This window comes from Oryzomonas japonica, assembly GCF_008802365.1.
Classification (GTDB): Bacteria; Desulfobacterota; Desulfuromonadia; order Geobacterales; family Pseudopelobacteraceae; genus Oryzomonas; species Oryzomonas japonica.
The window spans coordinates 67,197-87,343 of record NZ_VZQZ01000007.1; the positions used below are offsets into that span (position 1 = coordinate 67,197).

Genomic DNA, 20,147 nt, shown 5'->3' on the forward strand with positions numbered 1-20,147 from the left:
GGCCTCGTGCGGCTAGGGTATGTGTCGAAGCGGCAGCGATCACCCGAGAACCTTCTTGATGACGGCTATAAGCTGCTCGGGTTTGAAAGGCTTCACGATCCAGCCGGTTGCGCCGGCGGCCTTGCCTTCCGATTTCTTGCCGTCTTGGGATTCGGTGGTCAGCATGATGATTGGGATGAACTTGTTGAGCGCCCCGGCCCGAACGCCCCTGATCAACCCCAGGCCGTCGACGTTCGGCATGTTCAGGTCGGTAATCAGCATATCTACCTTTTGGGAGGAAAGCTTGACCAGGGCGTCTTTGCCGTCCACCGCCTCAAGAACGTCATAGCCGTTTTGCTTGAGGGTGAAACTGACCATCTGCCGGACACTGGCCGAATCGTCGGCCGTCATTATCAGTTTTGCCATTATTTCATACCTCCGAACCAAATGCAGGATGAGTTTCCGTTGTGACTGCACGGGCTGTTCTGGCATGCCCCGATCCCGTCCTTCAATTCCAGCAGACACGCGGGGAGGTGCCCCGCAAAGGTGAACACCTTGCCGGCGGCTGCTGCCGTCTTGCATGCGGAGCAGATCAACTGCAAGCCCGGTATGTCGATCTCTTGCACCTGTGTCACATCCAGGACGACCTGCTGAGCGCCGGCAAGGGCGTCCCTAAGGGTTTGGCGGAATTCGCCGCTCCGTTCGATGGTCAAGGCGCCATCGATCGCCAGTGTTCTGGCCGAAGCATCCGCCGTTCTTTTCGGGTCACATGCTTTTTGTTCCATCATGCCATTCCCCCTCGCTCATGTATCATGTCTAAAAAAGATCGACATTGTCGCCGAACTCCGAATCGGCGTCCGTGGATGACGGCACTTCCGGTGCGGCGTCCTTCGGTGCCACTATGGCACTGGCTATGCCGCGCTTGCGGGCAATCGACTCATGGATGCTGCGTTCGCTCTCCATGGTGTAGCGTTCTTCCATGTGGCGCAGGTTATCCTTGAATTCCGTGCTGGCCGGTTCGAGTTCCCGGGCTTCCCTGACAATGACATCGAGGCGGGACATGACTTCGTCCGTCAGGCTCGCGACCCGCTCGTGGGCATCCATGCTTCCCGTGGCCTCTTCTATCCTCTCCGTCAGGGTTTGAACCTTGCCGTTGAGAGCGGCCAGCAGGGAGACCAGTTCGCCGTTCATCGTGCCCAGGGAGGCAAGGATCTGTTCGGTTTCCTCTTCCATGGTGGCAACCTTCGCCCCAAGGTGCTCCCGCTCCTGGCTCGCCTCGCCGAAAAGGCGCTCCGTGACATGGTTGATTTGCAGCAAGGCCTCCGAAACCGCCGAGGTCTGGGTCACTGCATCAACGGAAAGCCGCTTGATCGCCTCTGCGAGCACCCCCAGGGCGGCGCCCTCGCGGCCGGTGTGGGCCGCTTTGATCTGGGAGTTGAGGGCGATCAGGTCGATCTCCAGGCCGATGTCTTCAATATCCGTTACAAAGCCGGTTACCTCCTGCATCGTATCGGCAACCTTCTTCAGCGTGGCGGACATCTCCTGGTCGGCCAGGGTACATTTGGCCAGCACCGCGGTTACGGTGCCCATGTCGTCGCTGATGGCCCCCACGAACGAACCTCCGGTTGTGGAATCGGTGATGCCGGTGGTGCTCAGGGTCTCCGAGGTCATCCGAGCCTGTTTTCCGGCCATGTCCCGAAGGTTATCGACGATGGAGCGAACCGCTCCGCAGAGCTCTGATGCCGCATGACGGAGTTGTGCGGATTGAAGTTCGCACACGTCGCCGGTTTCCGTGATCAGTCTGTGGGGATCCCCGTTCGTATGATCGGCGGCGGAGAAGCCCTGTAACTTGGCGGCAAGGCATTCCAAGGCCTCCACAATGTGTTCGAACTGCTGACGGGTCATGTCGTGCATCTGCATGGAAGCGACCACTTCGCTGAGATTGCCGGAGACCTCGCCGGAGATGGATGAGATCATGGTGGCAAAGCTGGTACAGCGGTCGTTGACGGAGACCAACTCTTCCAGGGTGTGGGAGGCGCTCGCGAGGGTCGTGCTCAACTCCCTGTCCTGGTCGGCTTCGCTGGTGCGGACGGTGCGCAGGGTATCCCCGATCATGTCGGCCAGCATCTGCCGGTCGCCCTGGATACTGGCCGATTTCTCGTGCACCATGTGGGAGAGCTTTTCCACGTCCATGGCCAGGGTATGGAACCCGAGGCCCAGTTCGCCCAGGCGGGAACTCTCGATCTTTGTCGAGGTGCTCAGCATCCGCAGAATCTTGTACATCTTCTGAAACCCGTCCAGGGGCTCCGTCAAATGGTCGAGGAGTTCCAGAATACGTTCCAGCATGGTGCAGTTCTCATGGCTCTGGGAACGGGTGCTGGAGAGATAGGCCTCCATATTTCCCATCATCTCGCGCAGACGCTCGACCACCGTCTGGGCTTGTGGGCCGGAGACGGCCTCGACCATCCGGTTGGCCATGGACGTGATCTCTTGGGAACGTTGGTAGAAATCCTGCATTTGGGCACCGATCTGAAGAAACTCGTCCTCGGTGGTGCCTGCCAGTTTTTTGAGTGTATCGATTGAAGGGGTTATGACGGAGCGCCACCCGGCAAGTGCCTTTTCGCTGTTCGATCCGACCGGGGGTATGGTGATGTGCGGTGTTGCAGAGGGCATGGAATGCGTCCTTAATGGGGGTGAGGGAAGTTACAGCAGACCGAGCACCCGTAGTTCGTTCATCAGCTTCTGCCTGCTGATCGGTTTGACGAGATAGGCGGTCGCGCCACCCTGGTAGAATGCCTGAACGACCGTTTTGGGGTCGTCCAGTGCGGTAGTCATGATTACCTTGGCCTCCAGTTTCGGGGGAACCTGGAGCGAGCGTTCCAACTCCCGGATACGCTTCAGCGCCTCCTGGCCGTTGACCCCCGGCATCATGATATCCATGCAGATCAGGTCATAGGGGTGTTTGCCCTCGTGGGCCAGCCGAAAGGATGTCACCGCCTCTTCGCCATTGATGGCGATATCGCAGTCGAAATGCTCCGACAGCATCTCTTTGAGAATTCGGCGCGAAATGAAGTCGTCTTCCACAATGAGGCATTTCACGAAGGGCTCCTTTTTAGTGTAACGTCGTATCTGCCTTGACCTGGAAATGAAAGCTGCATCCGGCGCCTGGCCGGCTTTCAGCCCACAAACGGCCATCTAGAAGGTCGGCGATGTGTTTTGCAATACTCAGGCCGAGTCCTACGCCGCCGAAGCGCCGCGTCAGCGAACTGTCCACCTGGACAAAGGGTTCGAAAATCCGTTCGAGCATGTCGTCAGGGATGCCGCTGCCGCTGTCGCGCACGGTGAAGCATACGCAGGAATCTTCTGGCCCCCCCGCGGCAACCTCCAGGCGCACCCATCCGGCGTCGGTAAACTTGAGGGCGTTTTCCAGCAGTATCCCCAAGAGCCGGTACAGTTGTTCGCCGTCGCAGGCGATTCTCCGGGGTACGTCCGGCGCTATCCGGACATCGAGGCTGAGTTTCTTTTCGGCGAATCGTTCGCGATGCTCCCGGGCCAACCGCTCCACGGTCGAGGGAAGGTCGAGAAATTCACGCCTGATCGCCGCCGTGCGGCTGGCTCCGTTCCTGAACGAAAGCACCCGGTCTACGAGTTCCATCATCTTTTCGGCCGACTGGCGGGCCATTTCCAGGTATTCTTTCTGAACGCCCGAAGTATCCGTATCCGCAAGCAGATCAAGCGCCCCGATCACGCCGTTCATGGGGGTGCGCATTTCATGGGTGATGGTCGCCATGAATTCGCTTTTTTCGTTGGCCGCCCCGAGCAGGGCCGTGCGCGTCTTTTCCAACTCCGTCAGGGCGTTTTTCAACTCCCCGGTCCGGGCGACAACGGCTTCTTCGAGTTCGGCACGGCAGTTCTTTTCCATGCGCAGCAACTTCGAGTAGTTGACGGCCTTTGCGACCACGTTCTGCAGGTAGAGCAAGTCGAAAGGCTTGGAGATGAAGTCGAATGCCCCGTTCTTGATGGCGTTGACAGCCACTTGGAACTGGGCGTATCCGGTCATGATGATGATGGGGGTATCCGGCCGGCGCCGGTGGATGTCCCCCAGAAAGGTAATGCCGTCCTCGTCCGGCATCATGACATCCGTGATGATCGTATCGAACTCGTCATCTTGCAGCAGGCGGCGCGCCCCGGCGGCATGTTCGGCGGTACTGACCCTGAATCCCGATTGTTCGAGGCCGAAGGTAATCAGGCGCAGAATATCCTCCTCGTCGTCCACGACGAGGATATGGGGAAGCCGACGGTCAAGCGGCTCTGCGGATGAGGTCATGTCTGCCCGGTGAAGTGATCGTGATGCGGATTCGCCACATGGCTACTTTTTGAAATCGTTGATGGTAGAGATAACGTAATCCTTCTTGGCCGCGTCTTTCTGGTGGCAACCGAAGCAGGTGCTCACGGGGTCAAGCCCGCTGGGGGCGCCGTCGGCGCCGTATCCGGCAAACAGCCAGCCACCGGTCGTTTTCATGCGTTTGTCCTTGCGCATCAGGACGACCATGTTCTTGGAACCCTCGGTGGGAGAACCTGCGCCGTCCTTGATGTTGAAGTGCTCGATGATGATGGAACTCCCCTCGGCAAAGCGGTTGCCGGCCTTATACCCATTCATGGCCTTCTTGTCGGCATAGATGTAGTGAATCCCGTAAAAAAGCGAGCTTTTGTCGGTGACGACCTTGCGGCCGCTTTTTTGCCAGGAATGGTACGACTTGGGAAGGGAAGGGGAGGAGGAACCGGCCCACAAGGCGGCCGGCAGGGAGATAAGGCACAACATGGCAACTGCTACGATCCGGTTCATAAATATCAAGACTCCTGAAGTAATATGAAAAATAACTTAACATAACTTGCCGGTATGTCCAAATGGTAAATACGTCTCAAACGGCTCGGTCAGATGGTCAAAGGCGCCCAGGCGTAGCGCCAAGGCGAACCGCAACTCTGCATTGTCATCCGTCACCAAGGCGCTTGGTGTCGTTCTGGTTCACGCAACTCCAGTGTTGTCGACCGGTGCGACACTTAGGGGATCGAGATGACAAAGGCCCGCAGGTTCTGCCCTTGGTCGTAAAGCACAATTCCCGCCCCGTTGCTTACCTTCCCGCGTCGTATGGAAAAACCATCCTTTTGCTCGTGGGAGGTTATGCGGTAGTCGCTGGTTCCCGCAACTTCGGCCAGGGCGGATTTGAGAAATGCCTCGCTGATGGCATGTCGTTTTGACGCCAGCACCTGGAGGGCTTTGATGCGGCTGCCCGACCTGAGAATGCGGAACTCGTAGTTCGCATCGGTATAGCGCTCCCAGTTCGGTTTCCGCCGGGAATAGGCGTTGTCCCTCCCTTTCCCCGGAATAAACGACGGCAGTTTCACCGTCGCAACCGGGGGGGCGGCAGCCGTGCGCGAGGCCGATGGGGCCTTCCGGGCGATTGCAACGGGAGAGGGGGCCGGGGGGCGGGGGATGCTCTTTTTTGCCGGAAGGGCAGGGGGCACCGCCGGAGATTTGGCCGCCGGCCGTGACGGTGGCGGTGGCGGCGAGGAGACGCTCCCCCTTTGATCTAACCTGCCCGAGGTCAGGTACCAGCCCCCGACGGCCAGGCATGCCGCCAGGGAGGCTGCGGCATACTTCAGCCATCTGCCGCGATGCCGGGAGTGGTAGTTGTGTTCAAACGCCTTCAATAGCTCGGCCGGGATCTCCGCTTTTGGAGGGGCGGCGTCCGCCCCTCCAGGTTCCGTTTCCTCCCGGGCTGGGGGCGCCGTCGCCGCTTTGTGCCGGTCCCGGGGGATGTAGATATCGTTCCAGCGGAGTTTGAAAGCCGGTTTGAGTACCACGCGAAGGATACTCTTGGCAAGCTGTTCCACGGGCAGGCTCAGGTCGATGGCGTGCTTGAAGCATGGTCCGGCCGGCACGGCGTTGTCGTCCCCCGCGCGCAGCAGGACAAACAGGGAGGGCCTCTCTCCCAGCTCCGCCCGAATGAGGTTGACGATCTCTTCGGACCCTGTCCCCGCTACCTGTTCTTGGATGCAGATTACTGACGGTTGGTGGCCGTGGAGTTCCTCCCCGAGGTCCTGGAGGCTCGCCGTTACGCCGATTTCCAGCTTGAGCGACGGCTGGAGCAGATCTTTTATCTGCACCACCTTGGGGTTGTCGGATATGAATAGCAAATCTGGCATAAAATCCCTGGGCAATCCATCTTGTGGTGTCACGCCCGGCGGCGCGGGCGTGGGATGGTCAGTCGGTGAATGCTGCGCTGATGATGGCCTTCTGTTCGTCGGCATGGATACGATGGGAGCCGACGGCGGGGCAGCTGTCCTCCGGGCGCCCCACGTAGCGTATCGCCCCTGCTGCCTCGGTCAAATAGCGGCGCAGATAGGGCCACGCCCCCATATTCTCCGGCTCCTCCTGGACCCAGGTGAAGCGGGTTCCCGGGGGCAGAACCCCGACAATCTCCCCGAGCAGGTCACTGCGCAACGGGTAGAGCTGCTCGACCCTGACGATGGCGGTATCGCTTCGACCCAGGCGGTCGCGCTCTTCAACCAGTTCATAATAGATCTTGCCGCTACAGACAAGCACCCGGGTGACTTCGGCGGTGTCGGGGCTGTCCAGGATCACCTCCTGGAAGCCGCCATGCTGCAAATCGTCGAGGGAGGAAACGCAACTCGGGTGGCGCAGCAGGCTCTTGGGCGTAAAGACGATCAGCGGTTTCCGGAAGGGCTGCTTGAGCTGGCGGCGCAGCAGGTGGAACATCTGGGCCGGTGTGGAGGGCGTGGCCACCACCATGTTCTCCCGGGCGCACAGTTGCAGGTAGCGCTCGATGCGTGCGCTGGAGTGCTCGGCCCCCTGGCCTTCGTAGCCGTGGGGAAGCAGCATGACGAGCCCGCTGGCCCGGTTCCACTTGGTTTCCCCGCTGGCGATGAACTGGTCGATGATGACCTGAGCGCCATTGGCGAAATCCCCGAACTGGGCCTCCCAGATGACGAGGCCGTTGGGGGTTTCCAGGGAATAGCCGTACTCGAAGCCGAGTACGCCGAACTCCGACAGGAGGCTGTCCCAGGCCTGGAACGTTGCCCCCGCCCGTGCCGTCGCCGCCAGCGGCGTATAAGAGGCGCCGGTGGTGGTGTCGTGCAGGACGCAGTGGCGGTGGTTGAAGGTCCCGCGCCTCGAATCCTGTCCCGAGAGGCGCACCGGCATGCCCTCGTCAAGCAGTGTGGCGTACGCCAGGGTCTCGGCGTTGCCCCAGTCCAGTCCATTCCCGCTCGTCACCGCTTCAAAGCGCTTCTTGATCAAGGTCAGGATCTTGGCATGGGGGGTGAAACCGGGCGGCAGTTCCACCAGGCTTCGGGCGAGGGCCACGAGTTTTTCCCCCGGGACGCCGGTTTCGCTGGCGGCGGTGGCATAATTGCGGCCGATATCGCTCCATTGTTGATGAAAACCGATCTCTGTCGCCTGAGTTTCGGTTTGCAGGGCGTTGTCGAGGCGGGTCGCTATCCCCTGCTCGATGCCGGCCAGTTCCGTCGCATCCAATCCCGCTTCGGCCAGGGTATCGGCGTAAATCCGGTTGACCGGGGGGCGGGCCGTAATCTTGCGGTACATGAGCGGCTGGGTGAAGGCCGGCTCGTCCCCTTCGTTATGGCCATGGCGGCGATAGCAGATCAGTTCGAGCACCACGTCGCGGCCAAATGTCTGCCGGTATTCCAAGGCCAGGCGGGCGGCGTGCACGGCGGTCTCCGGGGCTTCGCCCTGCACGTGGAAGATGGGGCAGGCCAACATCTTGGCCACATCCGTGGCATAGCGGGTCGAACGGGCATCCTTGGGGAGCGTGGTAAAGCCGATCTGGTTGTTGAGTACCACATGGATGGTGCCGCCGGTTCCATACCCCTCAAGCTGGGACATGTTGAGCACCTCCATGATGCTCCCCTGTCCCGCAAAGGCTGCGTCGCCATGGATCAAGAGCGGCAGCACCCGCTGAGCCCCTCCCTCGCCGTAGCGGGTCTGCCGGGCGCGGCATTTGCCCTCGACCACCGGGTTGACCGCCTCCAGGTGGCTTGGGTTGGAGGTGAGGGTCAGGTGCAGCTTGCCGCCGGGCAATTCGATGTCGGCCGAGTACCCCTTGTGGTATTTCACGTCCCCATCGCCCAGGAAACCGAATTCCATGGTGTCGCGGAATTCGGCGAAGATGTCCTCATAGGGCTTGCCGAAGATATGGGCCAGCACGTTCAGTCTGCCGCGGTGCGCCATGCCCAGCACCAGGTCGCTGATGCCGGCTGCCGGGCACGCCTGCCTGAGCGCATCCAGCACCGGGATCAGGACATCGCCCCCTTCCAGTGAAAAACGCTTCTGCCCGGGAAAGCGCCGCTGGAGAAACGACTCGAACAGCGCCGCCTCGTGGAGCTTCTCCAGGATGTGCAGCCGCTCTCCCGAGGAAAGCTCCGGCCTGTTGCGGCGCGGCTCCATGCGGTCGATCAGCCATTGCCGCTCGGCCGGTTCCTGGATGTGCATGAACTCGACGCCGATTTCCCGGCAGTAGCTCTCCCGCAGGGTCGCCACGATCTCCCGCAGGGTTGCGCTCTGCCTGATGAACCGCCGCGCGGTAAAACGGGTGTCAAGGTCGTCGTCGCCCAGGCCGAACTCGGAAAGCAGCAGCAGGGGGTGCTCGAGCAGGCAGGGGGAGAGGGGATCGGTGCAGGCCAGCAGGTGGCCGATATTGCGGTAACGGTAGATGAGCGACTGAACGCCGGACTGTTTCAGGGCGGCAGTCTCGTCCATCACCCCGGGCGTGGGAGGCGCACCGTTCTCTCTGCCAAGCTCGAAACCGCTGAAAAAATGCTGCCACTCCTCCGCCACTGCCGTGTTGTCCCGCTGCCAGGTTTCATAGAGAGATTCAAGCCATGGACCGGAGAGATTGGAAATGAAGTTTTTTGCCATGTCTGCCTCGTAAGATAAGAATGCGCTGTCGCTACGTGTAGGCTTTTGGGGTAGCCTACCACAAAATGTCCTCTGTTCAGAGCAGAAATTCGTTGCGGCGTTGGTGGTTGCCCCACAAAATGGAACTCCGGCAGTGCGGCCTCATGGGTCCGCCTCGGGGGGCACCGCCTCTCTGGCGTCGTTACGCAGGTAAAGCTCAAGTGATATGCACAGGCGCCAGATCAATCGCATGATTTTGGGCTTGACGATTTTCCTGTTTCGGGATATATAAACGAACTCTTTTATGGTGGCTATGGTGAAGCGGTTAACACATACGACTGTGACTCGTACATGCGTGGGTTCAAATCCCACTAGCCACCCCAAAAAAACGCTATAACTGCTTGAAATGGCAGTTTTTCTATCAAGGGTCTTCTTCTCGTTTCGGCACACAAGCCGAGATACAAAAGAAGGCCCTTATCGTATACCACATCTGCTCCAGCGGGGAAAGAGCTACTACTTCCACCTGCACCTTCCCGTTTGCCATTCAACGCTGTTTCGGTTGTATCCATTGTAAAAAAAATCCCTGAAAAACCGGCAAAGGCCACCAAGCGCCTCCACCAGTCCGAGTCCCGACATTTGAAATTTGTCAATGCGGGCGCTTCTGCCTATTGTAATACCTACGAAAAGATATTAATCTCTGCGGGCCAAATTCCGCCTATCCTTTGTGGCGGGGGAATTCATTAATCATGTGTCTGCATTTTGCCGTCATTAATCTCACCTCCAGGAGTGAAACTGTATGATGAAACGCTCAGTAATAGCCGCTTTTGCGATCCTCAGTCTCTGTAAGAGCGGGTATGCTCTCGAATTTCAAGCGGTAGGCAGCGGCGCCCTCGGCGTCGGAGGGGCCGGAGTCGCTCGTAGTGATGGCGCCATGTCTCCGTACTGGAATCCCGCCGGCCTTGCCTTTGCGAAGAAGACCGTAAGCGTGTCCTTGACTGCTGCTGCCGGCCTTAAACCGGAAAAAAAACTGGCAGAGGACATCGACAATCTTTCAACAACGTACAAGGCCTGGAACAGTAACCAGACAAACACTACCGCCATAAACAACCTTGCCAATGCCGTTGCCAATGTCTCCGCTTCCGACAACCTCCGGGTCACCGCCAACACCGCTCTCGGCGCCCAAGTCAAACAGTTCGGTTTTGGTGTCTTCGGAACATTTGAGGGGGGCGCGGTTCCTCACACCGTTCCCGTTGACACAACAAACCCTCCCGGCAGTATTACTACGTCGCTGAATAATGACTACGTAACAACACGCGGCATCGCGCTTATCGAAGCCCCCATATCGTACGGGTATCTCCTGGATGTCGGCAAGTTGGGCCACGTCGGCCTCGGCATCACCGGCAAATACCTGTATGGTGAGGTTACTTCAGAAAATCCAAAAATATTTAATAATGGTACGGTCCTCTCCTCGAAAGACCTGACAAAGGACCTGTCCAGAAACCGTAACGGCTCGTCCTCATGGGGAATCGATCTCGGCGTGATGTGGAAACCGGAAGCTCTTCTGCCGATTCCGGTCACCGTCGGCCTGATCGGTAAGAATCTCAACGCCCCCTCATTTTCCGCAAAGAACGGCGACAAATTCAACGTGGATCCGCAAATCCGTGCCGGGGTCGCTGCAGAGCTCGCGAGCTGGCTGGATGTGGTCGCCGATATCGACGTGATCAAAAATACCACGGTTGTCCCAGGGCTGAAAAGCCAACTATTGGGTGGTGGTGCGGAATTTCACCCCTTCCAGTCTCTCAAGCTCCGTGTCGGTGGGTACACCGATCTTTCCGAATCGGGTGGTGCCGTGACCGCCGGTCTCAGTGTCGGTGCCCCGATGATATACCTCGATATCGACGGTGCTTACGGTCTTGGTACCGTTAAATACGACAATCACTCGTATCCATCCGAGGCGAAGGTTCAGTGCAGTCTGAATCTTGCGTTTTAAACGATCCTCGGTTCGAATCACGAGACTCCCCCACTTTTTTGCGGCGGGGGGGCTCGCCTCGCTGAATAGAGTCCAGTAAATAGCCCTCCACGGTGCGGACGCATCATGGAGGGCTTTCTGTTGTCTTCGCGCTCTTCTCCTACCACATTAATCATCAAACAATACCGACAGTGCTCTGGGGCTCGCCAATTGTGGCGACTGTGAACAATAATTTATACAGCACTGAATCCGGTGAAATATACAAAAAACAAACAACTACGAACGGTTGTGTGTTGTTGACTGCTTTAATTGGTATTTTGAAACTATTCATCTTCAGACGATGCACAGGGCGGGGGATCGCTATTTTTATGTGCAATACCGGTATGTTGAAAGTGGGGTGGGCCGGGAGCGGTTTTTGGCATGTCAAATGCTACTCAATCAGGGGGACGTGTAAGGACGTGTGTTTCGGGATTCGTTGCTGCTACTCCGTGGTAAAGGTAGGCACGACATGAAATCTGACAAATACAAAACCATATTCCATTGGTTGATCCTGAACTCCATCATCACCATGTGCATCGGCCTCTACCTCTCAACCATCTGCCTCATCCCCTCCTGTTCCCCCCAGCTGCGCAGCATGTTTTTCGATACGAACATCGATATTATCGTGCCGTATATCATTGCGGCCTTGATCGCGATCCCGATGATATCGCTCCTGTTCTATTGGAAATGGTATGCGGGACGAAGGCGGTGAGGCGCGCATTACCGGAGAAGCGGGGTGGGGGAGGGGGATTGTTGCGGCGGTTTTTGGGGGAAAGAGCCGGCTGACGTGGCGTTGGTAAAGGTATAGGAGGATACGATCCCCTTCTCGTTGAACAGGATGCGCAAGGTCTCCTGCTCCATGATGTCGAGCAGCCCTAGGTAATGGATGTAATAGAGCCAGATTTCCCCTCCCGTGTGGAGTTGGTATTCCTTTTTGCCCGAGGCCATGGACATGCCGGGGGTCTTGTACCTCAGGTAGGGGGCGCCGTAGAGTTTCACCACCTCCTGTTTGGTCGTTTTTCCGGCGATGAGCTTCTGCTCGACGTTTTGGGGGGTGATCCTGTAGACGCAGCCGGCAAAAAGAATGGTGGCAACCGCCAGTATGAATACGGTATGGCGCATGACGCCTCCTTGTTGGGTAGTCCTAGTATATCAGAGCAACTCCGACGTTCAAGGGGGAAGACGATGCGGATTGCCCGGTCGTGCCTCCAGACGGATGTCCGCCTGCGGATGCCTAAAAGGAAAACGCTTCCCTGGGGATTTCGGCAAAGCCCCCATGTTTTCTCCGGCCGGAGTTTGGCCCTGATCATTACTCCCGCCCCCTATGCCGACGCCTGCTCTGCGGCTGCTCCTTTCTGGCCCCGCTCCGGCCGCTCTTGCATCGACACAATCATCTGATAAAGTTCTTGGCACTACTATCGACATGTCGATACCGTCAAGGGGCCTCTTTCATGCATGATCAATCGAGCTTACCGGCTATGGCCGATGAACCGGTCTGCGCCAAGCGAATATCACCTGAACCGAAAGACGAGCGGCACCAGAACCACCAAGCCTGGCAGGATTGGGAACAGACCTTCGATGCCGTCTCCGACCTCATAACGATCATTGACGCCCACTACACCATACGGCGCGTCAACCGGGCCATGGCGAACCGTTGCGGTCTCCGCCCGGAAGAATTGATCGGGCGGAAGTGTCATGAGGTAATGCATGCATCGCCTGATTCGGCGGGGAATTGTCCCCATGTCAGGATGACGCAGGATGGGTGCATGCATACGGAGCAGGTTGAAGAAAAGAGGCTGAACGGCATTTTCGAGGTGACGGTATCGCCGATCTATGATGCCGAGGGGGTCTTGACCTCCTGCGTTCACATCGCGCGCGACATCACGGCCCGCAAAAGGTCGGAAGCCTACCGCGGCATGGGCCAGGACATACTGCGGGTGTTGAACGAAAAAGGGGACCAGAAAGAGGCCATCCAAAAGGTCATCGGCCTGGTGAAGACGGCGACCGGGGTTGATGCCGTGGGCATTCGCCTGCAGGACGAAGACGACTTCCCCTATTTCTACCAGGAAGGTTTCTCCCAGGAGTTCCTGCACAAGGAAAATTCGCTCCTGGCCAGAACACGGGACGGGGGTATTTGCCGGGACGAATGCGGTGATGTCTGCCTGGAATGCACTTGCGGGCTGGTGGTTACCGGGAAGACGGATGCCGCGGACGCCGGTTTCACCAAAGGGGGCAGTTGCTGGACCAATGATTCGTTTCCCGCTCTTCAGGTGCCTGCCGACGAAGACCCCAGGAGCAACCCCCGCAACGAGTGCATACACCAGGGATTCGCCTCCATCGCCCTGATCCCCATTCGGGCCAAAGGGCGCATCGTCGGGCTGTTGCAACTGAACGATCGCAAAGCCGGGTGTTTCACCCTTGAGGCCATAGAAACGCTTGAAGGGGTCGCCGAGAATATCGGCGAGGCCATGTTGCGCAAGCAGGCGGAAGAAAAGCTGATCGCCAGCGAGCGGTTCCTCCGGACGCTGAACGATCAACTCCCCGGCATGGTCAGCTACTGGACCGATGAGCTTCGCTGCCGGTTCGCCAACAGGGCGTATCTGGAGTGGTTCGGCAAGAGTCCGGAACAGATGATGGGGATTTCCCTTCTGGAACTGATGGGCGAAACGGAATTTCGCAAGTATGAACCCCGCATTCGCAGCGTCCTGCGGGGCGAGCCGCAGCGTTTCGAGAGGCCCCTGGTAAAGCCGAACGGTGAAGTGGGCTACACCTGGACCCATTATGTCCCTGATCTGGTCGAGGGTAAGGCGCAGGGATTCTTTGTGCTGGTTGCCGACTTCACGGAGCTCAAGCGGGCCGAGGAGGAAAAGGCCAACCTGGAAGCCCAACTCCAGCAGGCCCAGAAGATGGAGTCGGTGGGCCGGCTGGCCGGCGGCGTGGCCCATGACTTCAATAATTTGCTGACGGTCATTATGGGGTATGCCCAGATGGGGATCGCCGAGTTGGAGCCGGCGCACCCGTTACAGGCCAAGCTGGAGGAGATTCACAAGGCCGCCCAGAAGTCCGCCGATCTCACGCAGCAGCTGTTGGCCTTTGCCCGCAAGCAGACCATTGCCCCCAAGGTGCTGAACCTGAACGGGGCCGTGGAGAACACCCTCAAGATGCTGCGGCGCCTCATCGGCGAGGATATCGATCTCGCGTGGAAGCCGGCAGACAATCTGTGGCAGGTCAAGTTTGACCCGTCCCAGATCGACCAGATTCTGGCAAATCTGTGCGTCAACGCCCGCGATGCCATCGCCGATGTGGGCAAGATCACCATCGAAACCGGAAACCGCATTTTTGACCAGGAGTATTGTGCCGCCCACGTGGGGTTTCTGCCGGGCGAGTACGTGCTGCTTGCCGTGAGCGATGATGGCTGCGGCATGGACAAGGAAACCATGGCGCATATCTTCGAGCCGTTCTTCACGACCAAGGGGGTTGGCCGGGGCACCGGCCTGGGCCTGGCGACGGTCTACGGCATCGTCAGGCAGAACAACGGATTTATCACTATCTACAGCGAGCCGGGCCATGGAACGACGCTCAGGATGTACCTGCCCCGGTACGAAGGCGCAGGGGGACAGGTCCCGTTTGAGGACGCTGCAAAGCCGTTTTCCGGGGGGCGGGAGACCATTCTGCTGGTCGAGGATGATTCGAGCATACTGAAGATGACGAAGATACTGCTGGAAAAACAGGGATACGACGTGCTGGCTGCCAGCGGCCCAAGCGAGGCGATTCGGCTGGCCCGGGAGCATGCCGCCGCGATTCAGCTCCTTATGACCGATGTGGTCATGCCCGGGATGAACGGGCGGGAACTGGCCAGAAATCTGGCGCAGCTCTGCCCGAAGGTAAAGTGCCTCTTCATGTCGGGATATACGGCGAACGTCATCGCCCACCACGGCGTGCTGGATGAAGGGGTATACTTTATCTCGAAGCCCTTTTCCCTGCCCGATTTGGCGGCCAAGGTGCGGGAGGTGCTGGATCGGTGAGGGGTTGGGGGGAGCTGCAAAAGCGTAGATCTGGGATTCAGAGGGGAAAGGCCGGCAAACCATGAGCAAAATGATTGGCATCTTGACTTCCGGGGGCGACAGTCCTGGGCTGAATGCGGCAATCCGAGGGGTCGGCAAGGCGCTCCTGGGACGGTACGGCATGAGGGTCATCGGGTTCCGCGACGGCTTTCGCGGCATGATGGAAAACCGGACGCAATTGCTGGATTCGGCCGCGCTTTCGGGCATTCTCACCTTGGGCGGCACCATTTTGGGCACGAGCCGTGACAAGCCCTACGCCATGCCCGTTGCCGGCAAACTGATGGATATGACCGGCGTCATTGTGGAAAACTATCGCAAGCACCACCTGGATGCGTTGGTCTGCCTGGGGGGCGGCGGTACGCAGAAGAACGCCTATCATCTGATGAAGCAGGGGTTGAATGTGATTACCCTGCCCAAGACCATCGACAACGACGTGGCCCTGACCGATGTCTCCTTTGGCTACGACACCGCTCTCGGTATTGCCACGGAAGCGGTGGACCGGTTGCACAGCACCGCCCACAGCCACCATCGTATCCTCGTTTTGGAGTTGATGGGCAACAAGGCGGGGTGGCTGGCCTTGGGGGCCGGCATTGCCGGCGGGGCCGATGTCATTCTGATCCCGGAAATACCGTACGATGTGAAACAGGTTGCCGCGGCAATCATGCGCCGCAGTCACAGTGGGCAGGGGTTCAGCATCGTTGCCATGGCCGAAGGTGCCGTTTCCCGGGAAGACGCGGCTAGGCTGGCCGAAGGGGGCAAGGGCAAGGATAAAAAGAAGAAAGAGCAAAAACAGCAGGCCCAGGAACGGATTGCCGACAGCAAGCCGGGTAACAGCCTGCAACTGGCCCGGCAGCTGGAAGAGCTCACCGGCCTGGAATCGCGCCTCACGATCCTGGGGTACTTGCAGCGCGGGGGGACGCCTTCGGCGGGGGATCGTCTGCTGGCCACACGCCTGGGTACGGCCTGTGCCGATCTCATCAATAAAGGCGAATTCGGCGTCATGGTGGCCGCGCGGGGCGACGGCGTCAAGGCGGTGCCGCTCAAGGACGTGGTGGGGAAGCGCAAGACCGTGCCGCTGGATCATGACTGGGTCAAGAGCGCCCGCAGCGTGCATACGTGTTTTGGGGATTAGGGCTGGGGAGCAGATGCCATGAGAGGCAAGGCCGCAATTTTCAATTTCTGAAATTAGTGGGCTAGCCCCTCCCACCTCAACAGCTACTTATGCATTTAAGCAATATACTTAATTGTTTTGCCCCAGACAATGGTCTGCGATACTTGTCAAAGAAAAAGGCTTTGCGGGAAAATCCGCAAAGCCTTTATATTCATAGATGGTGCCGGAGGCCGGGGTCGAACCGGCATGCCCTTGCGGGCGCTGGATTTTGAGTCCAGTGCGTCTACCAATTTCACCACTCCGGCAGGTCTCGGCACTATACTGTAACCCTTCTTGCCCGTCAAGAATAAATACCGCTGTTCCACGGCTCAGAGGGGCGGGGATGTCGCCCTTGAAAAAAATACTGCAAAAAAATTCAAAATAATATTGACAGTGACGGCGTCATCTGGTAGTTAATTACTTCCTTAGTCAATGGGGCTGTAGCTCAGTTGGGAGAGCGCTTGAATGGCATTCAAGAGGTCGACAGTTCGATCCTGTTCAGCTCCACCAGAAATTCAAGCACTTACGATATTTCGTAAGTGCTTTTTTCTTTTAAATTTGCCACCATTTGTCCGCCCTGTCCCCACGTTTTCCACGAGGTAATGCCATGTTCGTATCCGCCGAACGTACCGATCTGGCCGGCTACGCCTGCACCAGCGCCCAGTCGCGCGGCCGAAAGCATGTCGAGGAATTTCGCGATGACCGTCCGGCCTTCGAGCGGGACCGGGACCGTATCATCCATTGCGCCGCTTTCCGGCGCCTGGAGTACAAGACCCAGGTGTTCGTCAACCACGAGGGGGACTATTACCGCACCCGCCTGACCCATTCCCTGGAGGTGGCCCAGATCGGCCGCGCCATCGCGCGTCGCCTGCACCTGAACGAAGAATTGACCGAGGCGCTGGCCCTAGCCCACGACCTGGGGCATACCCCCTTCGGGCATACGGGGGAGGAGGTGCTGAACCGGCTCATGGCCGGGCACGGCGGCTTTGAGCATAACCTGCAATCCTTCCGCACGGTGGATGAGCTGGAAGAGCGTTACCCCGAATTCAACGGCCTGAACCTGACCTGGGAACTGCGTGAGGGGATCATCAAGCATTCCAGCCCCTACGATGCCCCGTCGGAGGTCATGACCGGGTTCCTGCCGGGCGTGGTGCCCTCCCTGGAAGCCCAGATCATCAATTATGCCGACGAGATCGCCTACAACAACCATGATATCGACGACGGGCTGAAATCCGGGTACATCACCCTGGAGATGCTGGAGCAGATCGATATCTGGCGCCAGGCCTGGGACGGGGTACAGCGGAAATACCCGGCCGCCGACACCAAGCGCCTGATGTACCAGACCATCAGCGCCCTGATCGGCCTGTTAATCGGGGACATCTGCGCCACCATTGTTGCCAACCTGGAGCGGTACGCCATCGCTTCGCTGGACGACCTGCGGCAGGTCAACCGCCCCCTGGTGCATTTCAGCGACGGTATCACGGTGCAGAACATGGAGTTGAAGCGGTTCCTGTTCGAGCACCTCTACCGCCATTACAAGGTTGATAAGATGCGGGTCAAGTCTGAGATCTTCATCACCCGGCTGTTCGAGACCTATATCCGTTTTCCGAACCTGCTGCCCCCTAAATACCGGGCGCGGTTCGACCGTTTCGGCCTGGAACGGGTGGTCTGCGATTATATCGCCGGCATGACCGACCGTTTTGCGCTGGATGAATACAAGCGGCTCTTCGAGCCGTACGAACGGGGCTAAGAGATGCAGCAGGCAGAGAAGCAGGACGGCACCTACGATTTTTTCGCCTTTCTGGCGCGTATGCGCTACATCGGCCGTTGGGGCCTGATGCGCAACACCGTGCCGGAGAATATCCAGGAGCACAGCCTGGATGTGGCGGTGATCGCCCATGCCCTGGCCATGATCCGCAAGACCTATTTCGGCGGTGTTCTGGACCCGTCCCGGGCCGCGCTCTTCGGTATCTTTCACGATGCCAGCGAGATCTTCACCGGCGATATGCCCACCCCGGTCAAGCACTTCAACCCCAATTTCAAACGTTCCTTCCACCAGTTGGAAGACCGGGCGCGCCGCAAGCTCCTGGCCATGCTGCCGCCTGAACTGGCCAAGGAATACGAGCCGCTCTTCTTTTTCGAAGGGGATGAGGAGTACCGTATTCTGGTCAAGGCTGCCGACAAGATCGCTGCGCTGGTAAAGTGCATTGAAGAGGATAAATCCGGCAATCTTGAGTTCAAACGGGCCGGGGCCGAACATCTGGAGGCTCTTTCCAATAGCCCGCTGCCCGAGGTGCGCTACTTTTTGGAAAAGTTCCTGCCCGGCTACCGGCTGTCCCTGGACGAGTTGCGCCTGGGGTAGCACAGGGGAATTACGGGAATAAAAAAACGCGTCCGGCATGTCTGCCGGGCGCGTTATTGTTTGTGCGGACCACTGTGTCCGTTTCGGTTCAGTGTTTACCGGACCCGTTCATGGTCGCCGCCAAGCCTTGCAGCAGGGCCTTCCGCGAGGCGTCGTCCAGCCGGGCATGGGGGTGGGCGATGCGATACTGGAACGGGGGCATGTCCCCAGACTCCACCTCTCTAGTCGCCCTATCGGGTTTCTCTCCCTTGCCCGTGCCCCCCTGCCACTGGGAAAAGTTCAGGTGCCTACGCGCTTCGACCACATCGTAGTAAACCAGCCACGAGGCCGGGGCAATCCGTGAATACCAGGGCCAGACGGTTTCGTTGCTGTGGCAGTCGAAGCAGGCCTGCTTTACGAGGTCGCGCGTAGCGGGGCTGTCCCAGGTCGGTTCATTGACCGCCGGCGGATTTGTATGATCCTTCCCGTAGGGGACCAGTTGGCTGGCTGCGGCAAGGACGATGAGAATAGCGAGTGACTTCCTGACGATGCTCATGAGTATGCTCCCTTGTGGAGTATGGTAGTTGGAGTCCCGGGATTACGCTATCAGGTACGGGGTGACGGCTGTCTCGTTCAGGTCGTTCGCAACGGTAATGATCTCTTCGGCACCGTTGCGGCGGACCTTGACCCGGCAGGCGCCGCTCTGCTCGGCCTTGGTGTAGCGCAAAAGGATGCGCGCCGCCAGCCCGATGCCGGCGGGGTCCTGGTCGCCGATGATGACCCCTGCGGGCGTATTGCCGTCCATCCAGGTAATGGCCGTCTCGCCCGTCTGCATCACGTTCTCCAGGAGATTGTTATCCGCCTCGTTGCGTCCGATGATGACCTTGGTGCGTGCCCCGATGCGGAAGTGGCGGCCAATCTTGAGCAGACGGCAATCCCGCAGTTTGAGTTCGTCGCTGTGGTCGAAGATATCCCGGACCTTGGGGACGAAGGAGAGCTCGGTCAACAGGCAACCGCCGGCGGGGCAGGGGTAGTTCCTGACGTCCATCTCGTCGGCGAGTTGAATCTGATCCTTGCGGGAACGTCCCCTGATGGCGAGGAGTTTTTCCCGGTCGATCCAGCCCTCACGCTCGGGGAGGGTCGGAGGGAGGAAATGGGCCGATAACGGCCGCAACAGCAGGTCTTCCAGGCCGCTTTCCCGCTCGATCACCCGCATGGCGTCGCGGCGCTGGCTCATGGGCCGCTGTCCGAGCACCTCGCCGGTGAAGACGAAGTCGGCGCCGCTCTCAGCCATGTATTCCTTGGCCTTGCGCAACAGGTAGATGCGGCAATCGATGCAGGGGTTGATCCCCTTGCCGTAACCATGGCGCGGGTTGCGGACCACCTCCAGGTAGTCGAGCCCCTTGCTCATGACCTTGATGGGGATCTGGAATTCCTCGGCCACCCGGACCGCCTCGGATTTGCAGCCGGCGTTCTTGCCGGTGCAGGTGCAGAAAGGGGAGGTAAAGTTGAGGGCCTCCACGTCAATGCCCAGGTCGAGCATCAGCTTGACGGCAAGGGTGGAATCAAGCCCGCCGGAGAGGAGGGCCAGTGCTTTGCGTTTCATCTTGAACTCCTGGGGCTCCATGATACGGCCTATCGTGAACGGAAGGTGTCGCATCACAGGA

17 protein-coding genes and 3 tRNA genes are annotated in these 20,147 nt (G+C 58.9%); 8 read left to right on the forward strand and 12 right to left on the reverse strand.

The window, feature by feature from the left end; translation table 11 throughout:
• Window positions 1-39: 39 nt before the first annotated feature.
• The 8 genes from F6V25_RS11555 to F6V25_RS11590 form a co-directional block, all read right to left on the reverse strand.
• On the reverse strand, window positions 40-405 hold the full coding sequence (locus tag F6V25_RS11555; RefSeq protein ID WP_151128720.1) for a response regulator: 366 nt from the start codon (window positions 403-405) through the stop codon (window positions 40-42).
• Entirely contained in the window at window positions 405-767 is a 363-nt protein-coding gene (locus F6V25_RS11560; RefSeq protein WP_151128721.1) for an STAS domain-containing protein, read from the reverse strand. The genes F6V25_RS11555 and F6V25_RS11560 overlap by 1 nt, the downstream gene beginning before the upstream one ends.
• Before the next feature lie 28 nt (window positions 768-795).
• Window positions 796-2,652: a methyl-accepting chemotaxis protein gene (locus F6V25_RS11565; RefSeq protein WP_151128722.1), complete on the reverse strand. Its 1,857-nt coding sequence runs from the start codon at window positions 2,650-2,652 to the stop codon at window positions 796-798.
• 30 nt (window positions 2,653-2,682) lie between these two features.
• Window positions 2,683-3,078, reverse strand: coding sequence for a response regulator (locus tag F6V25_RS11570; RefSeq protein ID WP_151128723.1), 396 nt, complete (start codon window positions 3,076-3,078; stop codon window positions 2,683-2,685).
• Between the two features lie 13 nt (window positions 3,079-3,091).
• On the reverse strand, window positions 3,092-4,306 hold the full coding sequence (locus tag F6V25_RS11575; protein WP_151128724.1) for a hybrid sensor histidine kinase/response regulator: 1,215 nt from the start codon (window positions 4,304-4,306) through the stop codon (window positions 3,092-3,094).
• A 42-nt stretch (window positions 4,307-4,348) separates the two neighbouring features.
• The gene (locus F6V25_RS11580) at window positions 4,349-4,825 is read right to left on the reverse strand and encodes a cytochrome P460 family protein (RefSeq protein ID WP_151128725.1); all 477 of its coding nucleotides are present in this window, start codon (window positions 4,823-4,825) and stop codon (window positions 4,349-4,351) included.
• Window positions 4,826-5,040: 215 nt separating this feature from the next.
• Window positions 5,041-6,186: a hypothetical protein gene (locus tag F6V25_RS11585; protein ID WP_151128726.1), complete on the reverse strand. Its 1,146-nt coding sequence runs from the start codon at window positions 6,184-6,186 to the stop codon at window positions 5,041-5,043.
• Between the two features lie 58 nt (window positions 6,187-6,244).
• Complete coding sequence (locus F6V25_RS11590; RefSeq protein WP_151128727.1) at window positions 6,245-8,938, reverse strand: 2-oxoglutarate dehydrogenase E1 component; 2,694 nt, start codon at window positions 8,936-8,938, stop codon at window positions 6,245-6,247.
• A 286-nt stretch (window positions 8,939-9,224) separates the two neighbouring features.
• Here F6V25_RS11590 and F6V25_RS11595 point away from each other — a divergent pair.
• The 3 genes from F6V25_RS11595 (at window position 9,225) to F6V25_RS11605 (ending at window position 11,637) form a co-directional block, all read left to right on the forward strand.
• Window positions 9,225-9,300, forward strand: a tRNA-His gene (locus F6V25_RS11595).
• A 413-nt stretch (window positions 9,301-9,713) separates the two neighbouring features.
• Window positions 9,714-10,907 (forward strand): conjugal transfer protein TraF, encoded by a 1,194-nt coding sequence (traF, locus tag F6V25_RS11600; RefSeq protein ID WP_151128728.1) that lies wholly within the window; start codon window positions 9,714-9,716, stop codon window positions 10,905-10,907.
• A gap of 487 nt (window positions 10,908-11,394) precedes the next feature.
• Window positions 11,395-11,637 carry a hypothetical protein gene (locus F6V25_RS11605; protein ID WP_151128729.1) on the forward strand — a complete coding sequence of 81 codons (243 nt, stop codon included), beginning with the start codon at window positions 11,395-11,397 and terminating at the stop codon, window positions 11,635-11,637.
• 8 nt (window positions 11,638-11,645) lie between these two features.
• Here the strand turns inward: F6V25_RS11605 and F6V25_RS11610 are convergent, their stop codons facing one another.
• On the reverse strand, window positions 11,646-12,047 hold the full coding sequence (locus F6V25_RS11610) for a hypothetical protein (protein WP_151128730.1): 402 nt from the start codon (window positions 12,045-12,047) through the stop codon (window positions 11,646-11,648).
• 329 nt (window positions 12,048-12,376) lie between these two features.
• Here F6V25_RS11610 and F6V25_RS11615 point away from each other — a divergent pair, with 329 nt between their 5' ends.
• Both F6V25_RS11615 and F6V25_RS11620 read left to right on the forward strand, forming a co-directional pair.
• Window positions 12,377-14,950 carry a PAS domain-containing protein gene (locus tag F6V25_RS11615; protein WP_246167033.1) on the forward strand — a complete coding sequence of 858 codons (2,574 nt, stop codon included), beginning with the start codon at window positions 12,377-12,379 and terminating at the stop codon, window positions 14,948-14,950.
• Window positions 14,951-15,011: 61 nt separating this feature from the next.
• Window positions 15,012-16,121 (forward strand): 6-phosphofructokinase, encoded by a 1,110-nt coding sequence (locus F6V25_RS11620; RefSeq protein WP_151128731.1) that lies wholly within the window; start codon window positions 15,012-15,014, stop codon window positions 16,119-16,121.
• Between the two features lie 197 nt (window positions 16,122-16,318).
• On the opposite strand, the gene F6V25_RS11625 is transcribed toward F6V25_RS11620, so the two are convergent.
• A tRNA-Leu gene (locus F6V25_RS11625) sits at window positions 16,319-16,405 on the reverse strand.
• 168 nt (window positions 16,406-16,573) lie between these two features.
• On the opposite strand from F6V25_RS11625, the gene F6V25_RS11630 reads away from it, so the two are divergent.
• The 3 genes from F6V25_RS11630 to yfbR all read left to right on the forward strand — a co-directional run bounded on the left by F6V25_RS11630 (window position 16,574) and on the right by yfbR (window position 18,501).
• Window positions 16,574-16,649, forward strand: a tRNA-Ala gene (locus F6V25_RS11630).
• A 97-nt stretch (window positions 16,650-16,746) separates the two neighbouring features.
• Window positions 16,747-17,889, forward strand: a complete 1,143-nt coding sequence (locus F6V25_RS11635; RefSeq protein WP_151128732.1) for a deoxyguanosinetriphosphate triphosphohydrolase — start codon at window positions 16,747-16,749, stop codon at window positions 17,887-17,889.
• A gap of 3 nt (window positions 17,890-17,892) precedes the next feature.
• Window positions 17,893-18,501, forward strand: coding sequence for a 5'-deoxynucleotidase (gene yfbR / locus F6V25_RS11640; protein WP_151128733.1), 609 nt, complete (start codon window positions 17,893-17,895; stop codon window positions 18,499-18,501).
• A gap of 88 nt (window positions 18,502-18,589) precedes the next feature.
• Here yfbR and F6V25_RS11645 read toward each other — a convergent pair whose 3' ends face one another.
• Window positions 18,590-19,036, reverse strand: a complete 447-nt coding sequence (locus tag F6V25_RS11645; protein WP_151128734.1) for a heme-binding domain-containing protein — start codon at window positions 19,034-19,036, stop codon at window positions 18,590-18,592.
• Between the two features lie 42 nt (window positions 19,037-19,078).
• Window positions 19,079-20,086, reverse strand: coding sequence for a hypothetical protein (locus F6V25_RS11650; RefSeq protein ID WP_151128735.1), 1,008 nt, complete (start codon window positions 20,084-20,086; stop codon window positions 19,079-19,081).
• Between the last annotated feature and the right edge of the window lie 61 nt (window positions 20,087-20,147).